General features: G+C 46.9%; 16 protein-coding genes. 2 read left to right on the forward strand and 14 right to left on the reverse strand.

Annotated elements, in window-relative coordinates:
* Nucleotides 1-143: 143 nt before the first annotated feature.
* From rlmD to htpX, 10 genes are all read right to left on the reverse strand, one after another.
* Nucleotides 144-1,508, reverse strand: a complete 1,365-nt coding sequence (gene rlmD / locus N5C46_RS08995) for a 23S rRNA (uracil(1939)-C(5))-methyltransferase RlmD (RefSeq protein WP_406688037.1) — start codon at nucleotides 1,506-1,508, stop codon at nucleotides 144-146.
* A gap of 160 nt (nucleotides 1,509-1,668) precedes the next feature.
* Nucleotides 1,669-2,835, reverse strand: a complete 1,167-nt coding sequence (locus N5C46_RS09000) for an N-acetylmuramoyl-L-alanine amidase family protein (RefSeq protein ID WP_261751761.1) — start codon at nucleotides 2,833-2,835, stop codon at nucleotides 1,669-1,671.
* Nucleotides 2,836-3,023: 188 nt separating this feature from the next.
* Nucleotides 3,024-3,989, reverse strand: a complete 966-nt coding sequence (locus N5C46_RS09005) for a histidinol phosphate phosphatase domain-containing protein (protein WP_261751762.1) — start codon at nucleotides 3,987-3,989, stop codon at nucleotides 3,024-3,026.
* A gap of 12 nt (nucleotides 3,990-4,001) precedes the next feature.
* Nucleotides 4,002-4,781 (reverse strand): DeoR/GlpR family DNA-binding transcription regulator, encoded by a 780-nt coding sequence (locus tag N5C46_RS09010; RefSeq protein ID WP_261751763.1) that lies wholly within the window; start codon nucleotides 4,779-4,781, stop codon nucleotides 4,002-4,004.
* The gene (locus N5C46_RS09015; RefSeq protein ID WP_261751764.1) at nucleotides 4,778-5,779 is read right to left on the reverse strand and encodes an ABC transporter ATP-binding protein; all 1,002 of its coding nucleotides are present in this window, start codon (nucleotides 5,777-5,779) and stop codon (nucleotides 4,778-4,780) included. Before N5C46_RS09015 ends, N5C46_RS09010 begins: the two co-directional genes overlap by 4 nt.
* Nucleotide 5,780: 1 nt before the next feature.
* Complete coding sequence (locus tag N5C46_RS09020) at nucleotides 5,781-6,560, reverse strand: ABC transporter permease (RefSeq protein WP_261751765.1); 780 nt, start codon at nucleotides 6,558-6,560, stop codon at nucleotides 5,781-5,783.
* Entirely contained in the window at nucleotides 6,557-7,402 is an 846-nt protein-coding gene (locus tag N5C46_RS09025) for an ABC transporter permease (protein WP_261751766.1), read from the reverse strand. Before N5C46_RS09025 ends, N5C46_RS09020 begins: the two co-directional genes overlap by 4 nt.
* Nucleotides 7,403-7,485: 83 nt before the next feature.
* Nucleotides 7,486-8,310, reverse strand: a complete 825-nt coding sequence (locus N5C46_RS09030) for an alkaline phosphatase family protein (RefSeq protein WP_261751768.1) — start codon at nucleotides 8,308-8,310, stop codon at nucleotides 7,486-7,488.
* Nucleotides 8,300-9,385 carry an ABC transporter substrate-binding protein gene (locus tag N5C46_RS09035; RefSeq protein ID WP_261751769.1) on the reverse strand — a complete coding sequence of 362 codons (1,086 nt, stop codon included), beginning with the start codon at nucleotides 9,383-9,385 and terminating at the stop codon, nucleotides 8,300-8,302. Before N5C46_RS09035 ends, N5C46_RS09030 begins: the two co-directional genes overlap by 11 nt.
* A 224-nt stretch (nucleotides 9,386-9,609) precedes the next feature.
* Nucleotides 9,610-10,491 (reverse strand): protease HtpX, encoded by an 882-nt coding sequence (htpX, locus tag N5C46_RS09040; protein WP_229593269.1) that lies wholly within the window; start codon nucleotides 10,489-10,491, stop codon nucleotides 9,610-9,612.
* 157 nt (nucleotides 10,492-10,648) lie between these two features.
* On the opposite strand from htpX, the gene N5C46_RS09045 reads away from it, so the two are divergent.
* Complete coding sequence (locus N5C46_RS09045) at nucleotides 10,649-11,356, forward strand: DUF1836 domain-containing protein (RefSeq protein ID WP_261751770.1); 708 nt, start codon at nucleotides 10,649-10,651, stop codon at nucleotides 11,354-11,356.
* Between the two features lie 47 nt (nucleotides 11,357-11,403).
* Here the strand turns inward: N5C46_RS09045 and N5C46_RS09050 are convergent, their stop codons facing one another.
* The gene (locus tag N5C46_RS09050; protein WP_261751771.1) at nucleotides 11,404-13,401 is read right to left on the reverse strand and encodes a YhgE/Pip domain-containing protein; all 1,998 of its coding nucleotides are present in this window, start codon (nucleotides 13,399-13,401) and stop codon (nucleotides 11,404-11,406) included.
* Nucleotides 13,402-13,519: 118 nt separating this feature from the next.
* Between N5C46_RS09050 and N5C46_RS09055 the strand changes: the two genes are divergently transcribed.
* The gene (locus N5C46_RS09055) at nucleotides 13,520-14,422 is read left to right on the forward strand and encodes a LysR family transcriptional regulator (protein WP_261751772.1); all 903 of its coding nucleotides are present in this window, start codon (nucleotides 13,520-13,522) and stop codon (nucleotides 14,420-14,422) included.
* Between the two features lie 59 nt (nucleotides 14,423-14,481).
* On the opposite strand, the gene N5C46_RS09060 is transcribed toward N5C46_RS09055, so the two are convergent.
* The 3 genes from N5C46_RS09060 to N5C46_RS09070 all read right to left on the reverse strand — a co-directional run bounded on the left by N5C46_RS09060 (nucleotide 14,482) and on the right by N5C46_RS09070 (nucleotide 19,044).
* On the reverse strand, nucleotides 14,482-14,763 hold the full coding sequence (locus N5C46_RS09060) for a GyrI-like domain-containing protein (RefSeq protein ID WP_261751773.1): 282 nt from the start codon (nucleotides 14,761-14,763) through the stop codon (nucleotides 14,482-14,484).
* Nucleotides 14,764-14,957: 194 nt separating this feature from the next.
* The gene (locus N5C46_RS09065) at nucleotides 14,958-15,206 is read right to left on the reverse strand and encodes a hypothetical protein (protein ID WP_261751774.1); all 249 of its coding nucleotides are present in this window, start codon (nucleotides 15,204-15,206) and stop codon (nucleotides 14,958-14,960) included.
* A gap of 124 nt (nucleotides 15,207-15,330) precedes the next feature.
* Nucleotides 15,331-19,044 carry a S8 family peptidase gene (locus tag N5C46_RS09070; protein WP_261751775.1) on the reverse strand — a complete coding sequence of 1,238 codons (3,714 nt, stop codon included), beginning with the start codon at nucleotides 19,042-19,044 and terminating at the stop codon, nucleotides 15,331-15,333.
* Nucleotides 19,045-19,253: the final 209 nt, after the last annotated feature.

The raw sequence follows: 19,253 nt of genomic DNA on the forward strand, positions 1-19,253 counted from the left end.
TAGAGGGACGGACCTCCATTCGAATGTAGCATGGAGGTCCGTCCCTCTTACTATATTTTCAGATAATAAGGACCATCAAAAAACACCCGGCCCACATTGGGTCGGGTGTTTGGTTGATAAGGGGAGTCTACAGTCCTTCCCGCTTATGAATTCAATGTCAATGTGGCGACACATTCCACATGTACTGTATGAGGGAACAGGTCTACAGGTTGAACCGCCTCAAGGGTGTAGCCGAATGGCTCAAGCTCCTTAATATCCGTTGCGAATGTATCCGGATTGCATGAAACGTACACGATCCGCTCCGGCTTCGCGCGACCGATCCTTCTCATCACTTTCCCGCCGGCACCGGAACGCGGCGGATCAAGCATCAACAGCTGTGGATGACCGAACGTTTCAAGCATCTGGTCGATTCCTTTTCGTGCATCCTTTGCGAGGAATGTAGTATTAGAGATTCCGTTATCATCTGCATTCCGTTTCGCCGATTCAATGGAGCTTTCCACGATTTCGATACCAGCAAGCTCCCCTACTTTGCTTGCAAATGGAAGAGAGAACGTCCCTACTCCACAGAAAAGATCGATCATCTTCTCCGTTTTCTTCGGCTGACTCATCTCAACCGCCAGATCCACAAGCTTCTGTGCCTGAGTAGGATTCGTCTGGAAGAACGTATCGAACCATAGGCGGAAGCGGTAGCCGTCCATTTCGTCATAGATGAAATCACGTCCCGAAAGCAGGTGGATCTCCTCTGCCTGGGTACGGTCTGCCCATGCCGTGTTTTCAAGCCATAATAGACTCTTCACGTGAGGAAATTTCTCTCCGACACGTTTCTTTAAATCGGCAACGGCTTCAGAATGGGCTTCAGGTGCCTCGGTTGCGAACAAGGCAAGCATCAATTCACCTGTCGCAAACGATTGGCGGACCATCAAGTGGCGCAATAATCCTTCATGCTTATCCTTGTCATACCCCTGCAGGTCATGATCCTTCGCCCAATCGGCAACTTCCATCGTCGCTTCCACCATTTCTTCACTCGCGATCAGACACGTTTCAAGAGAAATGATCTTTCGGAAATTCCCCTGTTCATGCAGCCCCAGCTCTCCTTCAGGCGAGAACGTAAACTCCATCTTATTGCGGTAACGCCATGGGTTGTCCATCCCGATCGTATCTCGTACGAGTGCGGGATCAAAGCCCTGACCTATTAAAGCTTCCTTTACATGATCGGTCTTGTGCTTCAGCTGACCTTCGTAGTCCCAATGCTGCCACACACAGCCGCCGCAGCGTTCAAAATGAGGGCAGGGAGGTGCGATGCGCTCTGGGTTCGCCTCCAGGATTTCATCCGCCATTGCCTTACGTCTTCTGCGGTCCGGCTGATCGACCGTCACCTTCACCTTTTCCCCGATCAAGGTCTGAGGGATGGTGAGTCGCAGCTTCTTCGGATTCCCAAGCTCATTTTCACGCCAGATCACAGCCTGTCCCGACCCTTTTTGATCTAACTCTTCTATAGTGGCAACCATCGTTTCTGGTTTGATATTCGACAATTTCTACGTCCTCCTTCAACTTGCTCTCTAACTCTATACTTTATTAAAAATGGAGGCGGAATGCAACAGGGATATAGGGGGCAACTAGCACAAAGAAGGAGCCTTGCATGCAAGGCTCCTCTTTGATAGGAACAAACTAATAGGCTCTGTAACGTCCAAATTCTCCGGTGACATAGGCTCGTCTTCCGTTGTAGACGACTTCCCAATAGCCTGAACTGCTGTTTTTCCCTCTGACCGATCCCGTGACGGGAAGGGTACGGCCTTTTCTGATGGTACCCAGATCTTTTGAGGTCAAGCGATCCGGACGATCTTGTATGATGGCGGCATTGGCGACTCCTATGATGGTGATTTCCCCAATGGCAATCGGCCCTCCTGTTGCAGGCGGCGGTGAGGCTATGCCCCCCTGCTGTCCGGATCCTTCCACCTTCACATATTTCGGCGATGCCGTCACATAAAACACATAGCCCCTGGAGTTCATGACTTCATACATATCCGCACCTTCCACCTTCAGCTTCCGGACAATCGTCGGAAATCCATACCCGTACTTCAATTTACCTGCACGGTAGGTATCATCGAAGGTCGGCCGGCTGTAGAAGTCAAGACCTTCCGCACCTTTGTAAATACTTTCAACACGTTTGCCGACAACATTTCCGGTGCTTGTCCCACCGGAAACGGGAGGTGACCCGACGGTTCCACCGTTACCTGCAGCCACATAACGCACCCCAAAGAAATCACACACTCCCAGTGCCTGCTCCCTAGCCGTCTCACGCTGAAAATCCTCGTTGATCATGAGCAGCGCTTCCCTCTCATTATCCATGAAGCCATTCTCGACAAGTACCGCCGGGCCATCGAACTCCCTCGTCATATGAAGATTCTGCTCAATGATCCCCCGGTACACCTGCTTCGTCCCCTGTTTCAAGTACTTCGCGATATTCTCTGCAAGTTTTCGGTCCATTGCATCATTGAAATATACATGGAGCGAATGCCCTTCTGCATCCTTCCCAGGGCCATCAAACTTCCCATCGAATGCATTGTAGTGATTGGAAACCAATGCATCCGCCCCCATGGAATTCGCGGCATCGGTTCTCGCCTGAAGCGGAGTATCTGCATCCGTCGGAGCTGTTAACAGCGTCCGGAATCCGCATCTCTCCAATTCTAATTTTAAAAACAAGGTCACTTTCTCATTGAACTCGTTTTCCCGGATCTGCCTTCCAATGGACGGAATATAAGGCGTCCGTTTCCCAGCTGTCCCAAGACCGTGACCATCATCCAATGCTATTAAATAATCACTAGCTTTTACCATATTTTGTATCCTCCTTTACTAGTAAAATATTCACAGCTTGTACAAATGGTCACGGCGAGGGGAAAAGAATAGAATCATTTCGTAGAGGAATGTTTATCATTTTCATGAGTAAACATAAAAAGGCGCCTGTCCCCACTAACGGAGACAGGCACATAAACGATTAAACTATAAAAAAGCAATTCTATGACTTAGAATGTCGCAATCTGGTGAACCCCCAATGCCTTTAACCGCTCTGTGTTTTCATTTACATAACGCCCGATATCATCGGGGAAGTGGGAATCAGAAGAGGTCGTGAACTTCACACCTGCTTCAATAAGAACTTGTAAAAAGTTCGGGCTCGGGCACATCTCTTTAATAGGGTAGCGATAAAATAACCCGGCATTCACTTCTGTCGCTGTATTCGTATCCACCAATGCACGTGCAATCTTCTCGTAATGGGGCAAAAGAATTTCTTCATGGGGTCTGAAATTGAAGACTTTCAGATTGTCGAGGTGGGCGACGAAGTCAAATAAGCCGCTACGGATGGCTTCTTCAACAATCTGGAAGAAGCGGCCATACAAATCTACTAATTCATAGTGTTCAAATCGGTCTATGGCTTCAGGGTTATCAAATCCCCACCCATCCACAAAGTGAACCGAACCAATCACATAATCCCATCTATGAGCCGATAGCAATTCCTTCAACTGATTATGGCAGCCAGGAAAGTAGTCAGCTTCCATCCCAAGCTTCAGCTTAATGCCATGCTCTGCCCACTTCTGTTTTTGACTTTCTATGAAGTCGACAAAGTCCCCCATGTGTTCGGTCATGACCTGATTCAACCAACGGTATTGTTTTCTTCCCAGGTCCGTTTCACCTATATCCATGTGCTTCTCGAAGTAGTCTCTGGTTTCCCTGAAACGATATAAATGATCGACAATACCTACTTCTTTCAGGCTTCGTTCCTTGGCTTTCTGTAAGTATAAATCCAGCCACTCGGATGAATATGGGCCTTTTTCCAACCGCTCATTAAGAAGCTTATAGCTGGATTGAATCCAGCTTCTATGATGGCTCCCTTCACTTACAGGATAAAAATGCTGAAGTGCCCGGCTCGTACGTTCCAGCCATCGAAATGAATAAGGCCCTTCTTCCAGATGTACATGATAATCGACACTCATGAGGTTTCCTCCTTATGGTGAAATCCATTTTTTCAACGTACGCTGTTTACTCTTTTGCCATTCCCTTGGCATCGGTGCATCACATACCACATAGTCAAGTTTTTCCATTGGACCGATTCTGCAAAAGGAGGTCTGGTTCAACTTGGTGGAATCAACCAGCAGATAGATTTCCCTTCCCTGATTCATGACGGTTTCAGACACAAGAGATTCTTCCAAATCGTAATCGAATATATCTGTCATCGTGACCCCTCCACAAGACAGAAACACTTTGTCAAATTGAAAATGACGGAGCATTTGAATCGTCATGGCCCCCGATACGGATTTTTGTTCAGGATTGCTCAACCCGCCAAGCATGACAAGCTTCCCGTCAAAGACCTTAGCCTCAAGACTCTTATTGATGATTTCCGCTGCAGCCAGGGAATTGGTGACGATTGTCAAACGCTGAAGCCCGGCAAGAGCATTTGCCAGTTGATAGGTGGTGGTGCCAACATCAAGCATGATGGTATCCCCGTCCTGAATATAACGGGAGGCAAGTTTACCAATCCTCCGTTTCGCCTCCAGCTGGACATTCATCTTTTTCCGGAACAACGGCTCTTGAACGACAGGGACGTATTTCACCGCTCCTCCATGGACTCGGGTAAGGCGGTTTTCTTTTTCTAGAAACGCCAGATCCTTTCGAATGGTTTCAGGCGTCACCCTCATTTTTTCTGCTAATTGTGTGACGTATATTTTCTCATCCTCTTGAAGGATGTCTTCTATTAATTTGTGCCGGTCCGATGCAAATGCACTCATGTCAGTGGAATCACATCCTCTTTTAAAATATATAGAGTGACTTCACTTCCTGGAGACAATCCAGACTCCCGTTGCTGAAGCAAGTCGGCAGAAAAAGGCACAGAGTTCGACTCCATTGAATAGCGGACGATGTTACCTAATACTGCCACATCTTTCACCACGGCTGTTATGGCATAGAAGGGACCGGATTCAGTTCTTTGAAACGCTTCCGGCCGAATGGCATACATGCCGTCTGCCTTAAGAGTCTGGCCGAACAAGGTTCTTAAATCATGTGCATCAAGTACGTTATAATGTCCTATGAATCGTGCGGCGAACTCTGTAGCAGGATTCATATAGATGTCATGAGGATGGCCGTTCTGAACCATTTGGCCATTATTCAGAAGCACAATTCGATCACTCACAACCATGGCTTCTTCCTGATCGTGGGTCACAAGAATCATCGTAATGCCCAGTCTCTGCTGAATTGAACGTAATAGCTTTTGAAGATTCTTTCGGATTTGGGCATCAAGGGCACTCAGGGGTTCATCCAACAAGAGGACTTTCGGCTCGACGACAACACTTCTCGCAAGAGCCACCCTCTGCTGCTGCCCACCTGATAACTCATGGGGATATGCTTTTTCTTTCCCTGTCAATCCTACCAGTTCGATCATACTCATCACTTTTTCATGAATTTCGCCCTTCTCCATTTTCTTCATCTTTAATCCAAAGGCGACATTTTCGTACACATTCATATTGGGAAACAAGGCATACGATTGAAACACCATTCCTACTCCTCTGTCCTTCGGCGAGACATTGGTCACATCTCTTCCATCGATCAGAATGGAGCCTTCTTCAGGAGTGACAAGACCTGCGATCATCCTGAGGAGAGTACTTTTCCCGCAGCCACTTGGACCCAGGAACGTCACAAGCTCCCCTTTCTTGATTTCAAGGTTCATTTCTTGAATGACCGTCTGGCCTTCAAAGGATTTTTGGATTTGATTCAATGTGATAAAGCTCATGTTAGAACGACTCCTTTTTACGCTGGGCAAATTTCACAACCAGGCTTGATAGGATGCTGATGAACACGAAATAACAGACGACGATGGCACTGGAGAAGTGGCCACTTTTCTTTAATTGCTGATACAAGTAAATCTGTACCGTTTCATAACTTCCACCGATCAATAAATTCGCCAGGACGAATTCCCCGAACAGTATCGAGAATGAAAGGAGGGCCGATACCAGGATCCCCGTCATGATATTGGGTACGATGATTTTTCTGAAGGCCGTGATTTTAGTAGCCCCCAGAAGTTCAGCCGATTCCATCAGGGAGACGGCATGAATATTTCTGAGACTATTTCGTGTTCCTTGATACATATAGGGCATGATTCCGATGAAATAGGCACCGATCGTCACCAGGACCATGGGCACTCCCGCTTTCGAATACGCCCTTAACAGCCCTACTGCCATAATGACTCCCGGCATGGCATAAGTGAGGAGCACCAGTGCCTGCAGCCCTTTTTCCAAACGTGGGGCATAGACGACAATGGCGAATATCGCAGGCACCATGAATAGTGCTGAGAGTACCGTGGCTCCTCCTGAGAGCATTAGGGAACGCAGGACGGCTGAAGTGAATGCTCCGTCACTGAATAACTCTGTGTACCACTTGAATGTGATTCCTTCTGGCAGAACGGTTTGATTCCACTTAGTCGAAATCGAATATAGGAACGTCGCTAAAAGCGGAACGATAAGATAAAGAAACACTACGACCAGGGGGATGAACGATACACGACTTTTTTTCATCCGACATCCCTCCTTACTTTTCTCGTGAGCCATTCATTAATCAGCATCGCGACAATCAGCGTCACACCCAATAACACGGCAAGGGCGCTTCCAAGTTCAGGTTGGGCAAAGATATCCCCAGATATCAAGGCCCCGATCCTGATGGTAGCCAGATTATACGTGCTTCCTGTCAGGGCATAGGCAGAGGCATAGGCTCCCATTGAATTCGCAAACAGTATGCTCGCTGTACCCGCGACGCTCGGCAGCAGGATCGGAATCCCGATTCGCTTCCAGAACGTAAGCGGTGATGCACCGAGAAGATAAGCCGATTCCCTCCACTGCTCCTTGATGCCATGGAATGCAGGGAACATGAGCATGACGGCCAGGGGCAATTGGAAGTAAATATAGATTAGAATGAGGCCTGTCCAGGAATACAGATTAAAATGATTCAACAAAGCCACATCCAATTTCTGCGCTAAAATCGTAAACACACCGCTATTTCCCAATAAGACAATAAAGGCAAAGGACAATGGAATCCCTGCGAAATTAGAAGTTAAATTTGCAAGTACTAAAATCCGGTCCTGAGTCTTTTTATGAAAAAACGTAATGGCATATGCAGCAAAGAGCGCAAGGATAATCGCTACCACTGTGGATGAGACTGAAATGATAATACTGTTTTCAAACGATTTATAATAATAGGGATTCGTAAAAATCTCCAGGTAGTTTTCAATAGTGAAAGATGTTTGCCCACCTTTTGTAAAGCTTGCATGAATCATTGAAATGAAAGGAACGAGTAAGAATAATAGAATAAAGGCCAACAAAGGAACCATTGTCAAAATAATACCGGATGTCCTCTTTTTCATGAGTGTTCACTCCTTTTACACCATTGTCCCTGTGCTCAGGATGACAAGGCCGTTACCCATCACCCTGATTGGGACTATATGACCTACATGAGGTCTGGAATCGTTAACGCCTGCATGGCAGGTGACGCTTGAATGTTTAATAGTTTGCAAACCAATGGAGCGATCTGAAGCTGTGGGACTTCTTCTTCATAGATTCCCGCTTCGAGTTTCGAACTGATGACGAATAACGGGACTTCCCGATCTTCCTTCGTCGTCCCTCCATGCTGACCATCCTTGTTCATTCCATGATCGGCAGAAATGATGATTTGATATCCTTCCGCGATCCAGTCAGGAAGAATGGACGCAAGCATGACGTCCACGGCGATCACACGATTCCTGTAACCGGCGGAGTCTGCCGTATATTTGTGTCCGTCATCATCTACATTCATGCTGTGAATATAGAGAAAATCAGGATCTTTTGTTATTTTCATATAGTTTGCATCGGCAAATAGATGAGTATCGGGATAGTGATCCTCCCAATAGAAGATCCCGTTTTGAATCGTGCCATTCCCGTCAAGCTTGATACGGTCCGTCATTGGGTTGAATGGAGCAGAATGATAGAGCTCACTTACCCAATGATAACTTGCCGTTGCATTCTTCAATCCATTTTTACTTGTCAGATGAAAGATACTCTCTTCCTTTGAACCACGTACAATCTGATTGGACGTGATGCCGTTTTGGTAAGGAGGTGTCCCTGTCAACAAAACCTCGTACAGGGGCCGGGACATGCTCGGCACCTCGGAAATCACCTTGAATCGTGAAGCCTGTCCCTTCTCCACCAGATGATGGAGATATCCCATATTATCTACAGCCGTGTCAAAACGGAGACCGTCGATCATGATAAAGATCAGCTTATCGTTAGTTGACATGGACCAACACTTCTTCCTGCCATTTTTGCGGTAGGGCTTTCGTTGCCTTTTCCCATGCGTCTGCATCCTCTACCGGTCGTACATTCTTATACATGCTATCAGGAAGAAGCTTTGCTTTCGCATCTTCTGGCAGCTCCACATCTTCACGAATCGGTCGTGCGTAACCACGGGCAAGATTTGCCTGTCCTTCATCAGATAGGATATATTCACGTGTCAGCATTGCTGCGTGTGGATCCTTGGCCTTTTTATTGATGACATTCGCATATCCCGACACGACAGATGAATCAGATGGAATCACGACTTCAAACCGGTCTTTATTAATTTGGTCACGATAGTTCAGTGCGTTGAAATCCCACACAATCGCGACATCAGTCTCCCCTTTTTCAAGAGACGTCAAGGATGGATCCGTCGTCTGCAGGCGTTTCTGTTTTGCGAGCTTTTGGAAGAATTCGATTCCCGGTTCAATATTCTTCTCGTCTCCACCGTTTGCAAATGCTGCTGCGAGGACAGCGAATTGAGCCTGATTGGCTTTCATCACGTCACCTACATCCACCTTATAGTCACCCTCTAGGAGGTCACTCCATGAAGATGGAGGATTCTTCACGTTATTTTTATCGATAATGAAAGCCATGGTGCCGGTATAGCCGACCACCCAGTCTCCATTGTCGTCTTTCGCCCAATCGGGGATTTCATCCCAGTGCGTCGGTTTATATGGAAGCGTCAATTCTTTCTCTTCAGCAAGAGGGCCGAATGCCACACCGACATCTCCTACATCGACATTTCCTGTTTCAAACTTCGCAAGCTCTTCGGCACTCGACATGTCTGTATCTGTATGCTTGATATCATATTTCTCCATGATATCCTTCCAAGTCTGTCCCCAGTTTGCCCATGAATCAGGCATTCCGACTGAGTTCACTTCCCCTTCTTCTTTTGCCTTCTTTTCTATTTGATCCAATGATAGATTACTAGTATCGATCTTGCTTCCTTCTGCGTTATCATTTCCAGAACAGCCCGCCATAAGGAAAGCGGAAGTCACCCCTACAGTTAATACCTTCAACAATGCATTCTTCTTCATGGATGTCTCCTCCTAGTTTTGAATCATTTTTGTTTTCTTTTGTATTACACCCTCATCATAGGGAACCAAAGTAAACAGGAGATTAACCAAACGTAAAACTATTCTGAAATAATGTTAATGTGATGTAAAGGACAGGGAAGAGATGGTTCGGGATACTGATAAGAATCCATAAAAAAAAAGTGCCCGACTCCCCTTAACGGAGTCAGACACCTTTATATCTTCTATTATTTCGCCTGCAAACGGCTGATCCGCTCATCCAAATCCGGGTGAGTCGAGAACATCGCCGATTTACGTCGTCCATTGATTTTCAACGTAGAAATCGCCGTGTCGTCTTCCCCCTTCATCCGGCTTGAGTAAGCTTTCAGCATCTGCAGGGCATGGACCATCTTATCCTTACCGGCAAGATCCGCTCCGCCTCTATCTGCGTGATACTCACGATGACGGGAATAAGCGAAGACAACGAGACTTCCCAAGATCGAGAAGACGATTTGGAATACAATCACGGCAATGAAATGCACGATCGGTGCCATTTCTTCCCTTGCGAATCGGGACGCAATCCATGCGGCGATCCGTGCGAGGAAGACAACGAATGTATTGACCACACCTTGTAGCAGGGTCATCGTCACCATATCCCCGTTCGCAACGTGGGCCACTTCATGGGCAATGACGCCTTCAACCGCATCATCATCCATTTCACGAAGCAATCCAGTCGAAACGGCAACAAGCGAGCGTTTCTTAGAAGGACCTGTAGCAAATGCATTCACTTCGGGAGAGTGATAGATTCCCACTTCCGGCATGTGTGTAAGCCCTGCCGCCCTTGATAGACGGTGGACTTTCTCGACAACGGCACGTTCCTCAGATGATAATGCGCCATCCGGATTCAATACCTGGACACCCATCATCCTCTTCGCCATCCAGCGTGACATCGCTAAAGAGATGAACGATCCGGAAAAACCGATGATCGCACTGAATACGAGCAGTGCCCCTAAATCTAATCCGCCTGAAGCCGTGATGTAGTTCCCCGCTCCTGTGACGGAAAAAATGATGCTAATCGTCAGCAGTACTAAAACGTTCGTTAACAGGAAATAAAATATTCGTTTCCCCATCTTTTTCCTCACTCCTATTTCAAGTTCAAATGAACCTGTATCTGATACTATTATAAATCCTTCCTATTCAAAATACAAGCAAAAGGTGAAATTGACGAGACTTCACCTAACCAGTAGTATAGAAGAAGATATTTGCTAAAGAGACGGGGTAATCACGATGGAAACGTTTAAACTGACACGCAAAAATATGGCCGAACTGCTGCTCTCTCTGAACGGCACTGCGGGCAGGAATCCACATGGGGTGATCGGGGAAATTTGGCCGGACTCCATTCAAGAAGGCGAGCGTCCACCCATCATCCGAAAAATCCTTAAACCAGCCAAAGGCGACATCGGCTTTTCCCTCAAAGAGATCGTCTCCCTGGGAAACCTGATCGAATTCACCAATTTCCCCCAAAGCACCGTCCAGAACTGGGTGAAACGGGATGTAAGAGGGTTGATCGGGTCCCCACAACTCGGTAAAAAATACACCACCGAACAGGCTGCCATGTTATTCATCGTCGAAGACCTGAAAGCAACACTTGATTTTGAATCCATTCGTAAGATCCTGACTCTTGTGTTCAATAATATTGAAGACCGAACCGATGACATCGTCAATCCCACGGATCTTTATCTTGCCTATGCGTCCATTTTCGATCAGATCCACCACCAGTCCCTCCCTTCCATCAAAACGGCGGATGGTTCAGTGAACGAGCATATCGATGGATTCATCAAAGATGAGTGCCGCGCTATGCTGGCAACGTTTCACGGGATTGCAGAGGAAAACCTCACCAAAGTCCTCAATGTCATGATGGTATCCGTATTGACAGTCCAGGCCGGATTTTATCAGGATGTAACGAAGAGATATGTCATGGGTGCCTTATCCTAACAAAAAATGCCTGCCCCCCTTTTGATCGGGGGCAGGCATTTTTATGATCATTCCGCGGCTTCAGCGGTTTTCGAATGCTGCATATGGGTGGTAAACCAGGCGATCCCACCGGCGACAGCCAAATAAGCAAACAGGATCCACAGCTGGTGCGTCAGCTGAGTGAAGTCCCCGAGGGTAATGACTTCCTGGAAGCTACTTAATGAGTGCGCCATCGGTAAGTTCTCCCCAATGATGCGCAATATCGGTGTATTTAAGTCTCTTGGGAAGGTCCCTCCGCATGTCGCCAATTGCAGGACAAGGAAGGTGACGGCCAGAAACTTCCCAACAAAACCGAACACGGTGATCAGCATGAAGATAAACGTCATGAACGTAAAGGAAACGATGACACTTGATAGGATAAACAGCGGTATATTCACGACCTCTAAATGGAATCCAAACAATAGGACCCCGTCGACAATGAGTGCCTGAATGGCCCCGATGAAAAACACCAATCCTAGTTTATTGATGAAATGGGTCGTTCCATTTACGCGAAGATCATTGCGTCTAGCGAGTGGCAGGATATTCGCTGCCATGATTCCTCCTACGTATAGCGCCAATGACAAGAAATAGGGAGCAATCCCTGTTCCATAGTTCGGAACCTTGGACACATTGGATTTCACAAGATGGACGGGGTCTGAGAACATGGACGATAACTCATCCGTTGAATGTACTGCTGACGTTTTTTCTGCAGCATCGCTGAGTTTCGATGATAATTCTCCTGAGCCTGCTTCCAGGTTTGTCAATCCTTCATTCAAAGCGCCGACTCCTGAAGAAAGCTTGTCCGTTCCGTTGGTTAAGCGGTCGATTCCCGCAGTCAGGGTTGTGAAGCCTTTGTTCCAATCAGCGAAGCCAGAAGAGAGCGTGGATGTTCCGGACGCTAATTCAGAAGCTCCGTTGGATGCATGGTTCAGTTTGTCTGCCAATTGGGTAAACCCTGCATGCAGCTTACTTTGTCCTCCGGCAAGCTGTTCTGATTGTTGATGGAGTTTCACTTGTTCATTTTCAAGCTCCGAGGTGGAGGCTGACAATTTTTCCGCCTGTGATTGAATCGTTGCGAATTCAGGGTCATTTTTCACCTCTGGATGGGATTCCTGATAGGCTTGAAGCTCGTTTTTCAGCTCTTCTGCCTCTTGCCTCGCTTCCGTTTGCTGTTGTGTAAGCTTATTCTCTGCACCTGCAAGCTGCTTCGTTTGACTCGCCAGTTGTTCGGTGCCATTATTCATTTTCTCTCCGGCTTGTGACAGGTTCTTCATCCCGCCGGCAAGCTGAGCTGAACTTGAATTGAGATGATGAAGTCCACTTTCAAAGGAACCCGCGCCGGCTGATAGTTTTTCACTACCTGCTTGAAGATTGAGTGAACCTTCTCCAAGTGAGTCGATTCCGGCTGCAAACTTGTTCATTCCTGCTTTCTCATCTGCGATCCCTTCATGCAATCGGTTCGCTCCATCACTCGATTTCGTTAATCCTTTCCCTAATTCCTCAAACTTTGAAAACACGCCGTCTGCATAGGATTTGGAAATCGTATCAGACAGCTTGCTCTTCATTTTTTCCGTAGCACTCGAACTGATTTGCGAGGCGACGAAGTTTTTACCAGGGTTGTCCTTGTAAAGTAGTTCGGCAGGCTCGGGTTGTTCATCCATCAGGGTACTCACCTTTTCCGAGAAGTCTTTGGGGATGGTCACGACCATGTAGTACGTCCCTTCTTTGAGACCTTCATTGGCTTTAGTAGCGGAAACGAACTTGAAGTTTAGATCTTCTGACTTTTTCAGTTCCTTTACAAAATCCTTCCCCGCCTCTATCGGTTCATCCTCCATTACGCTTCCTTCGTCTTCATTGACGATGGCAACGGGTAATTGTTCAAGTTTACCGTATGGATTCCAGTAGCCTGACAGGAATAAACCCGAATAAATCAGTGGAACTAAAAGAAGAAAGCCGAGGGCGATTCTTCTGTGCTTATGACTGACCATGGCTTTTAAATCTTGTAATAATAATGTGAATCCTTTCATAACAAACTCCTTCTTATACTCATTTACATCCATTTATCATACGTGGATAAAATGATAATGTATAATACATAATGAGTTATACATATATAGCTTTCAGTCTATGAAAGGAAGTGTTCTTATGGAACTACAACAGCTCCACTACTTTCAGACCGTTGCCCGTCTGGAACATATGACCAGGGCTGCAGAGGAACTAAGAATTGCCCAGCCCTCCCTCAGCAAAACGATTGCCCGTTTGGAAGAGGACCTGGGGGTTCCCTTATTCGAAAGACAGCACCGACAGATCAAACTGAACCGGTTTGGAGAACTGTTTCTTAACCGGGTAGAGAGCATATTCATGGAAATCTATGAAGGAAAAAGAGAAATCAGGGAAGCGATGAACCTTGAGGAACATACCATCCGAATGGCCGTCACGATCCCAAGGGTGCTACCGGATCTGGTCGGGTCGTTCTTGAAGGAAAATCCCCACGTCCGATTTCAGCAATTCGTCCACTCGATGTCTGAAATGAAAGAGCAGTTAAAAAATGGCGAAGTGGATTACTGCATTTCTTCCATCCCCTTGGAAGATGATGAAGATATCGTGTGGGAGCCGTTGATGACAGAGGAAATCTTCCTTATCGTCCCTCCTGGTCACTGGTTGGAAGACAGAGATGAAATCGATTTGATCGAGGTGAAGGATGAACTGTTCATCAGCATGAATACAGGCTACGGACTCAGGAACCTGACAGATGAGATCTGTTTGCAGGCGGGATTCTCACCCGTGATTTCCTTCGAAGGAGATGAACCAGGCGTCATAGGTGACCTCGTCAGGCAAGGTCTCGGCATCGCCTTCATCCCTGCCATCTCATGGATGAACCGCCAGACACCATTTCCCCACAAAATCCGGATCAAAAGCCCGACCTGCGTGCGCACCATCGGCCTCGGCTGGTCCAAACGAAGACACTTCACCCGAACCGCCAAAGAATTCCATCCCTTCATGATCGACTACTTTAATCATATAGGAAAGAAGCTGAACCAATTATAAAGGGACGGACCTTCATTTTTGCAAATGAAGGTCCGTCCCTATTGGGTTTTGCCTTAAAATCAGAGGTCCGTCCCTCTCTTAATGGGGATCCAGACCTCTTCGACTGCATTGGGATTTGCTGGGTTGTAGTGTTCGTCTAAGCGTTCGAAGTGTTCTCGGTCGTCCAGTTGATATTCTGAAGCCGGCATCCACTCTTTGTGGATGTATTCCAGGGTTTCATGGAAGATGATGGCGGGACCTTGGTGAAGGAATTTGGCGTATAATCCACCTTTCATCGTGTATGTATCCATCTCTAAAGGTTCTTTCCCAAATGACTTGACCTCTACTGCTGCCCACTTCATGAAAGGAGTCCCCGGTGCTAATTACTTCACATCGAACCCTAGTTCGAATACCTTCATATTATAGAATTTTTCATCCATGCGATGGGAAATCGCCTTTCGGTGTGGCATGAAGCTTTGCCAGAGATTTTTTGTCGAATCCTCCGCCATCGACATGACCTTGGATTTGCCGACTAATATTTTTGGTTTTATCTTTATCAGTCGTTCCTCTCATTTCTTTTCCAGTAATGAAAGATCACATAAAGCATCCCTAAACAAAGATAAGTATTAAAAAAATAAAACATTCGATTGATGAACGTGCTTCCAATTCCATCTGTTATGAGGGAGAAACCGAAGGTGATTATCATATAGATGATTAAATACCCGATGATTCCTCTTACTCCTGTTCCTACTCTTTTCTCAATCCATACCCCAATCCCAATAGGCAGAAAAAATAGGTTATTCATCCTTTCACCTTCTTATTTTCACAGATTTCCATCCATTATATCCTCTATTTCTACGGGTGAACTTAATAATAGTTTCATAAAAATAAAGGAAGATGCCATCCCGGCATCTCCCCTACCATTCTACCTATCTCAATCCATAAGCCTTCACAATCTCCTGACTGATTTTATTCCCCTTATCATCCCAGGCACTTGCTTTCAATGATACACTCTTGGCATATTTAGGATTATTGATGACCGCTTTGAACGTATCTCCGTCACGCTCAAGCTTCACCTTCTTCCAAGACTTCCCTTCGTTAAAGGACACTTCCAGGGAAGAACCATCTATCTCGCCATAACCAATAGCACCTTCAACCTTACCAACGGATAGCTCCAGATTTGTCGGACGGTTGGAAAGTGCATCCCCGTTTACATCTGTATCCACCTTATAGTCAAGGATCAGGAATGGAAGGTCTTCCATCCAGTTCTCAGTCGCTTCTGTCCAGAAGGTCCACTCTGTATGGGTACGGGTTGAGGTGTTCCAGCGATTTTCGTCCCGTTTGGCGTCTGTGACGAATCGGTATTGGGTACGTTCTTGAGGTAAGATGTCCCAAACGTTCAGCGCCTGTCCCTGACCCTCTTTCAATAAGGTATCCCCTTTGTATAACTGGGTGGTCTGGTTTTGGTTTGAGACATCCCATTCCGTACCACCGGTGTTCCCTTTCCCGCCGTCAGCCCATGCAGGAACATTGATCTGAAGCGAGTTACCCTGTCTCCTCGGCGGCCAGTATCCTTCTCCCAGACTCGGACGAACGACCGGTGAGAACCAGTTCTCAGAGATTTTCTCTCCACCATCATATGTCATCAGCGGTTGTCTCACCTGCCAGGTCTCATCGAGTACGTTTGCCTGATGATACCACCTTGTATCTTCTGTCGCCGATACATATTCGGTACGGGCGCTTGGCAGTGACACTTTTTGCAGGAATCCAATTGCTCTCATCGTGTGAGGGCGCAGATCATATCGGAACTCCCCGCCATCCGTTTCAACAGGTGAAGTATAATTTGTTTCGATTTTCGCTAATTGCTTCCCTTTAGGTGCATAGGTCAGATCCTTTGGAATCGAGCCTTCATGTACATCCATTAAATCATAAAGGTAAGGAGAATCGACCGTCCCTTCCACCTTTAATTTTATATTTCCAGAACGTACTGCTTTCACGAGCTTATCCCCTTCACTCTTACTGATACCAGCAACGGCTACCGGATTATCGGTATAGTCAGGAGTTCCCGCATATACACTGAACTCTTTGTCCTCATTGTTCACAATGATTACAAGCTTTGCCCCTGCTTCAGCAGCATTCGTCGCTTGCTGGGACACGCTCACTTCTGCATTACGATCGACCACCACAGCTTTTCCTTTTGCTTTGAGGCGGTCAAAGTCAGCAGCGCTCCCTTTACCCGCATAGACTGTGGACATATTATACTTCCCATCTAACAACGTACTTCCCGCCAGTGGGATATCATCCAATTCTTTCCCTTTAAAATCAATTGTCAAGGTCGGCTCTGTCAGACGCCAGCGTGTCAGCTGCTCAAAATACCCACTCTTCACTTCTTTAGTCGGTACGGCATACATCTTATCAATCCAGACAGGCATTAAGTAAAGACTTGTCATCGGCATGTCTCCGATGGTTTGATGATATTCCAGACGCTTATAGTTCGCTTCGGCTTTCTTTGGAACGACTGCTTTGATTTCCTTGGCTTTACGTGCATCAAGTTCAACGGTTTTCGGTCCGTCAAGTTTCACTTCCGGATTCCCGACAAGAGCAACACCAGCATGATCTGTTTCTGCATCAACATCCATAAGGGACATGGCGGAATACGTGCCAGGAGGCAATCGAAGTTCAAGTGTCCCATCTACGGCCACCGCTTCCGGTTCCATCTTCTCACTGAATAAGACGACATAAGCAAGCCCCTTCGATCCGTCACGATCGGTTGCCTTCAAGGTCAGTGGATAGCGTTCTTCCTCCTTGACCATGGCCATCGTTGTGCTGATGAGCTCTTTTCCATCTTCCTTCGCTCTCAGGAACCCTTGATAGCGCGACCCTGCTTCCCCGAGAGTCGAATCCAGCGTCACCTTTACGTCAACTGTCCCACCAGCCGGGACTGTAACCTTTTCTTGTTCAAGATTCAGCATGCCTTCTGGAGCTTCTTCGCCCTCCCCATTGGTGAAAGTCGCTTCCAGCTCAAGACTGATATCCTGATCACTCTCGTTCGTATACGTGATCACCTTTTCAACTGGCGCAGCCTGATCATGTGGCCATTTGAAAAATCCGAAAGAAACGGATTCCGTGGCTCTTACTTTTGTGTCCAGTGCTGCAGGAACATCGACTCTACCGGTTCCAACCTGATAGGGTGCATAATCGTCGAGCTTTTTCGTTGTGTTCATCAGCACCTGCTTCAGGGTTTTCCCATCCCATTCCGGATGCTTCCCTGAAAGGATCGCTGCGGCCCCGGCTACATGTGGAGTGGCCATGGATGTTCCGTTCATGCTTTTATATAATCCCTCTCCACTTGAATACTGAGAACGGGCAGCTACGATATCCACACCAGGGGCAGACAAATCAGGTTTCAGACCCATATCGCCATAGCGGGGACCTTTCGAGGAAAACCATGCGAGCTGATCATTCTTATCAACGGCCCCGACCGTCAATGCCGAATCCGCTGCTCCCGGTGAACCGATTGTCCCTTCACCGCCTCTATTTCCTGCGGCGATAACAAATAATGTCCCATTTTCCTCGGTCAATTGATTGACCGCTTCCGCCATCGGATCCGTCCCGTCACTCGGCATATCGCTTCCAAGACTCATATTGACGATCTTTGCATTTTCCGATGCCCATTCCATTCCATCGATGATCCAGGAATCCTGTCCAAATCCTTCATCGCTCAATACTTTTCCTACCAGTAAACGGGCATCCGGGGCGACCCCTTTATGTTTCCCGTCACCAGCCCCCGTCCCAAGAACCGTTGAGGCCACATGGGTTCCATGGCCATGGACATCCTTCACTTCTTCACCGGGAACGAAACTCACTGCCTCGTCGATTTGACCTGTGATATCCGGATGTTCCGAGTCAATCCCGGTATCCAGTACCGCCACCTTGACCCCTTCACCGGTATATCCTTGCTCCCAAGCCTGATCCGCACCTATTTGCGGTACACTCTGATCAAGGGCTGCTTCAACGCGACCGTCCAGCCAGATCTTATCTACACCTTTTTCGAATTGTGACGTTGCTTGCTTTTCAGCACTTTTAACCGTCACGTCATTCCAGAAAACCTCAGCCTGCTTTTTCTCTGCTGACAGTGCGGCTCCGTGGATACTTTCCAATTCCCGTACTTTCTTAGACCCCTTTGGTGCAGCGTTGATCGATTTCGCTTTCATTTCTTTGTATTCGACAATGACCGGTACAGCATCTGTGTTTTTGTCATCATACCCATACTCGATCAATTTTGTAATGTTAAACAAATCTTCATCCAGCTTACCCGCTGACATATAAGGCATCGCAGAGTTCGGAAAGACGAATGTTTCATCTTTGATCGTCATCACCCTGACACCATCACCGTTTTTATCTGCCGGCTCGACATTGATGATTTGTTTTCCATTGTTTAACGTAGAGACTTTCACTACATCTCCGGTTATGAGGGTGATGGTATGCTCCCCTTTTATGCTGGCTTTCACATCAACGGTTGACTGTTTAGGATTGACGTCCTTCGTAGGAACGCCTTTGGCTTCCACTTGGAACATCGAGCCCGCAATCATAGAGGCTGCGATCGATCCGACCAGAAGCGGTTTTACGTTCAGCTTTTTCATTATCATTCTCCTATTCTATTAAGGTCTTGATTCGGTCATAGGGTAGAATCTCGGGTGAGGAAAAAAGGAAGAAACTATGTAGTCAATACATGATTGATAGACTACTGGTAGATCATTCAGGCACCGCCTCCTTGATTGAATTTGAAAGATATGTCCTGGAAGTCGATAGAACCTCATGTCGATAATTAAATTGTAAGGGTGTGCGCATA

Origin of the sequence: Rossellomorea vietnamensis (assembly GCF_025398035.1) — a bacterium.
Classification (GTDB): Bacteria; Bacillota; Bacilli; order Bacillales; family Bacillaceae_B; genus Rossellomorea; species Rossellomorea vietnamensis_B.

Excerpts from the sequence above, each read along its gene's own strand:
- rlmD (WP_406688037.1), bottom strand. The coding sequence starts at position 1,508 with ATGGTTGCCACTATAGAAGAGTTAGATCAAAAAGGGTCGGGACAGGCT.
- N5C46_RS09000 (WP_261751761.1), bottom strand. The coding sequence starts at position 2,835 with ATGGTAAAAGCTAGTGATTATTTAATAGCATTGGATGATGGTCACGGT.
- N5C46_RS09005 (WP_261751762.1), bottom strand. The coding sequence starts at position 3,989 with ATGAGTGTCGATTATCATGTACATCTGGAAGAAGGGCCTTATTCATTT.
- N5C46_RS09010 (WP_261751763.1), bottom strand. The coding sequence starts at position 4,781 with ATGAGTGCATTTGCATCGGACCGGCACAAATTAATAGAAGACATCCTT.
- N5C46_RS09015 (WP_261751764.1), bottom strand. The coding sequence starts at position 5,779 with ATGAGCTTTATCACATTGAATCAAATCCAAAAATCCTTTGAAGGCCAG.
- N5C46_RS09020 (WP_261751765.1), bottom strand. The coding sequence starts at position 6,560 with ATGAAAAAAAGTCGTGTATCGTTCATCCCCCTGGTCGTAGTGTTTCTT.
- N5C46_RS09025 (WP_261751766.1), bottom strand. The coding sequence starts at position 7,402 with ATGAAAAAGAGGACATCCGGTATTATTTTGACAATGGTTCCTTTGTTG.
- N5C46_RS09030 (WP_261751768.1), bottom strand. The coding sequence starts at position 8,310 with ATGTCAACTAACGATAAGCTGATCTTTATCATGATCGACGGTCTCCGT.
- N5C46_RS09035 (WP_261751769.1), bottom strand. The coding sequence starts at position 9,385 with ATGAAGAAGAATGCATTGTTGAAGGTATTAACTGTAGGGGTGACTTCC.
- htpX (WP_229593269.1), bottom strand. The coding sequence starts at position 10,491 with ATGGGGAAACGAATATTTTATTTCCTGTTAACGAACGTTTTAGTACTG.
- N5C46_RS09045 (WP_261751770.1), top strand. The coding sequence starts at position 10,649 with ATGGAAACGTTTAAACTGACACGCAAAAATATGGCCGAACTGCTGCTC.
- N5C46_RS09050 (WP_261751771.1), bottom strand. The coding sequence starts at position 13,401 with ATGAAAGGATTCACATTATTATTACAAGATTTAAAAGCCATGGTCAGT.
- N5C46_RS09055 (WP_261751772.1), top strand. The coding sequence starts at position 13,520 with ATGGAACTACAACAGCTCCACTACTTTCAGACCGTTGCCCGTCTGGAA.
- N5C46_RS09060 (WP_261751773.1), bottom strand. The coding sequence starts at position 14,763 with ATGAAGTGGGCAGCAGTAGAGGTCAAGTCATTTGGGAAAGAACCTTTA.
- N5C46_RS09065 (WP_261751774.1), bottom strand. The coding sequence starts at position 15,206 with ATGAATAACCTATTTTTTCTGCCTATTGGGATTGGGGTATGGATTGAG.
- N5C46_RS09070 (WP_261751775.1), bottom strand. The coding sequence starts at position 19,044 with ATGAAAAAGCTGAACGTAAAACCGCTTCTGGTCGGATCGATCGCAGCC.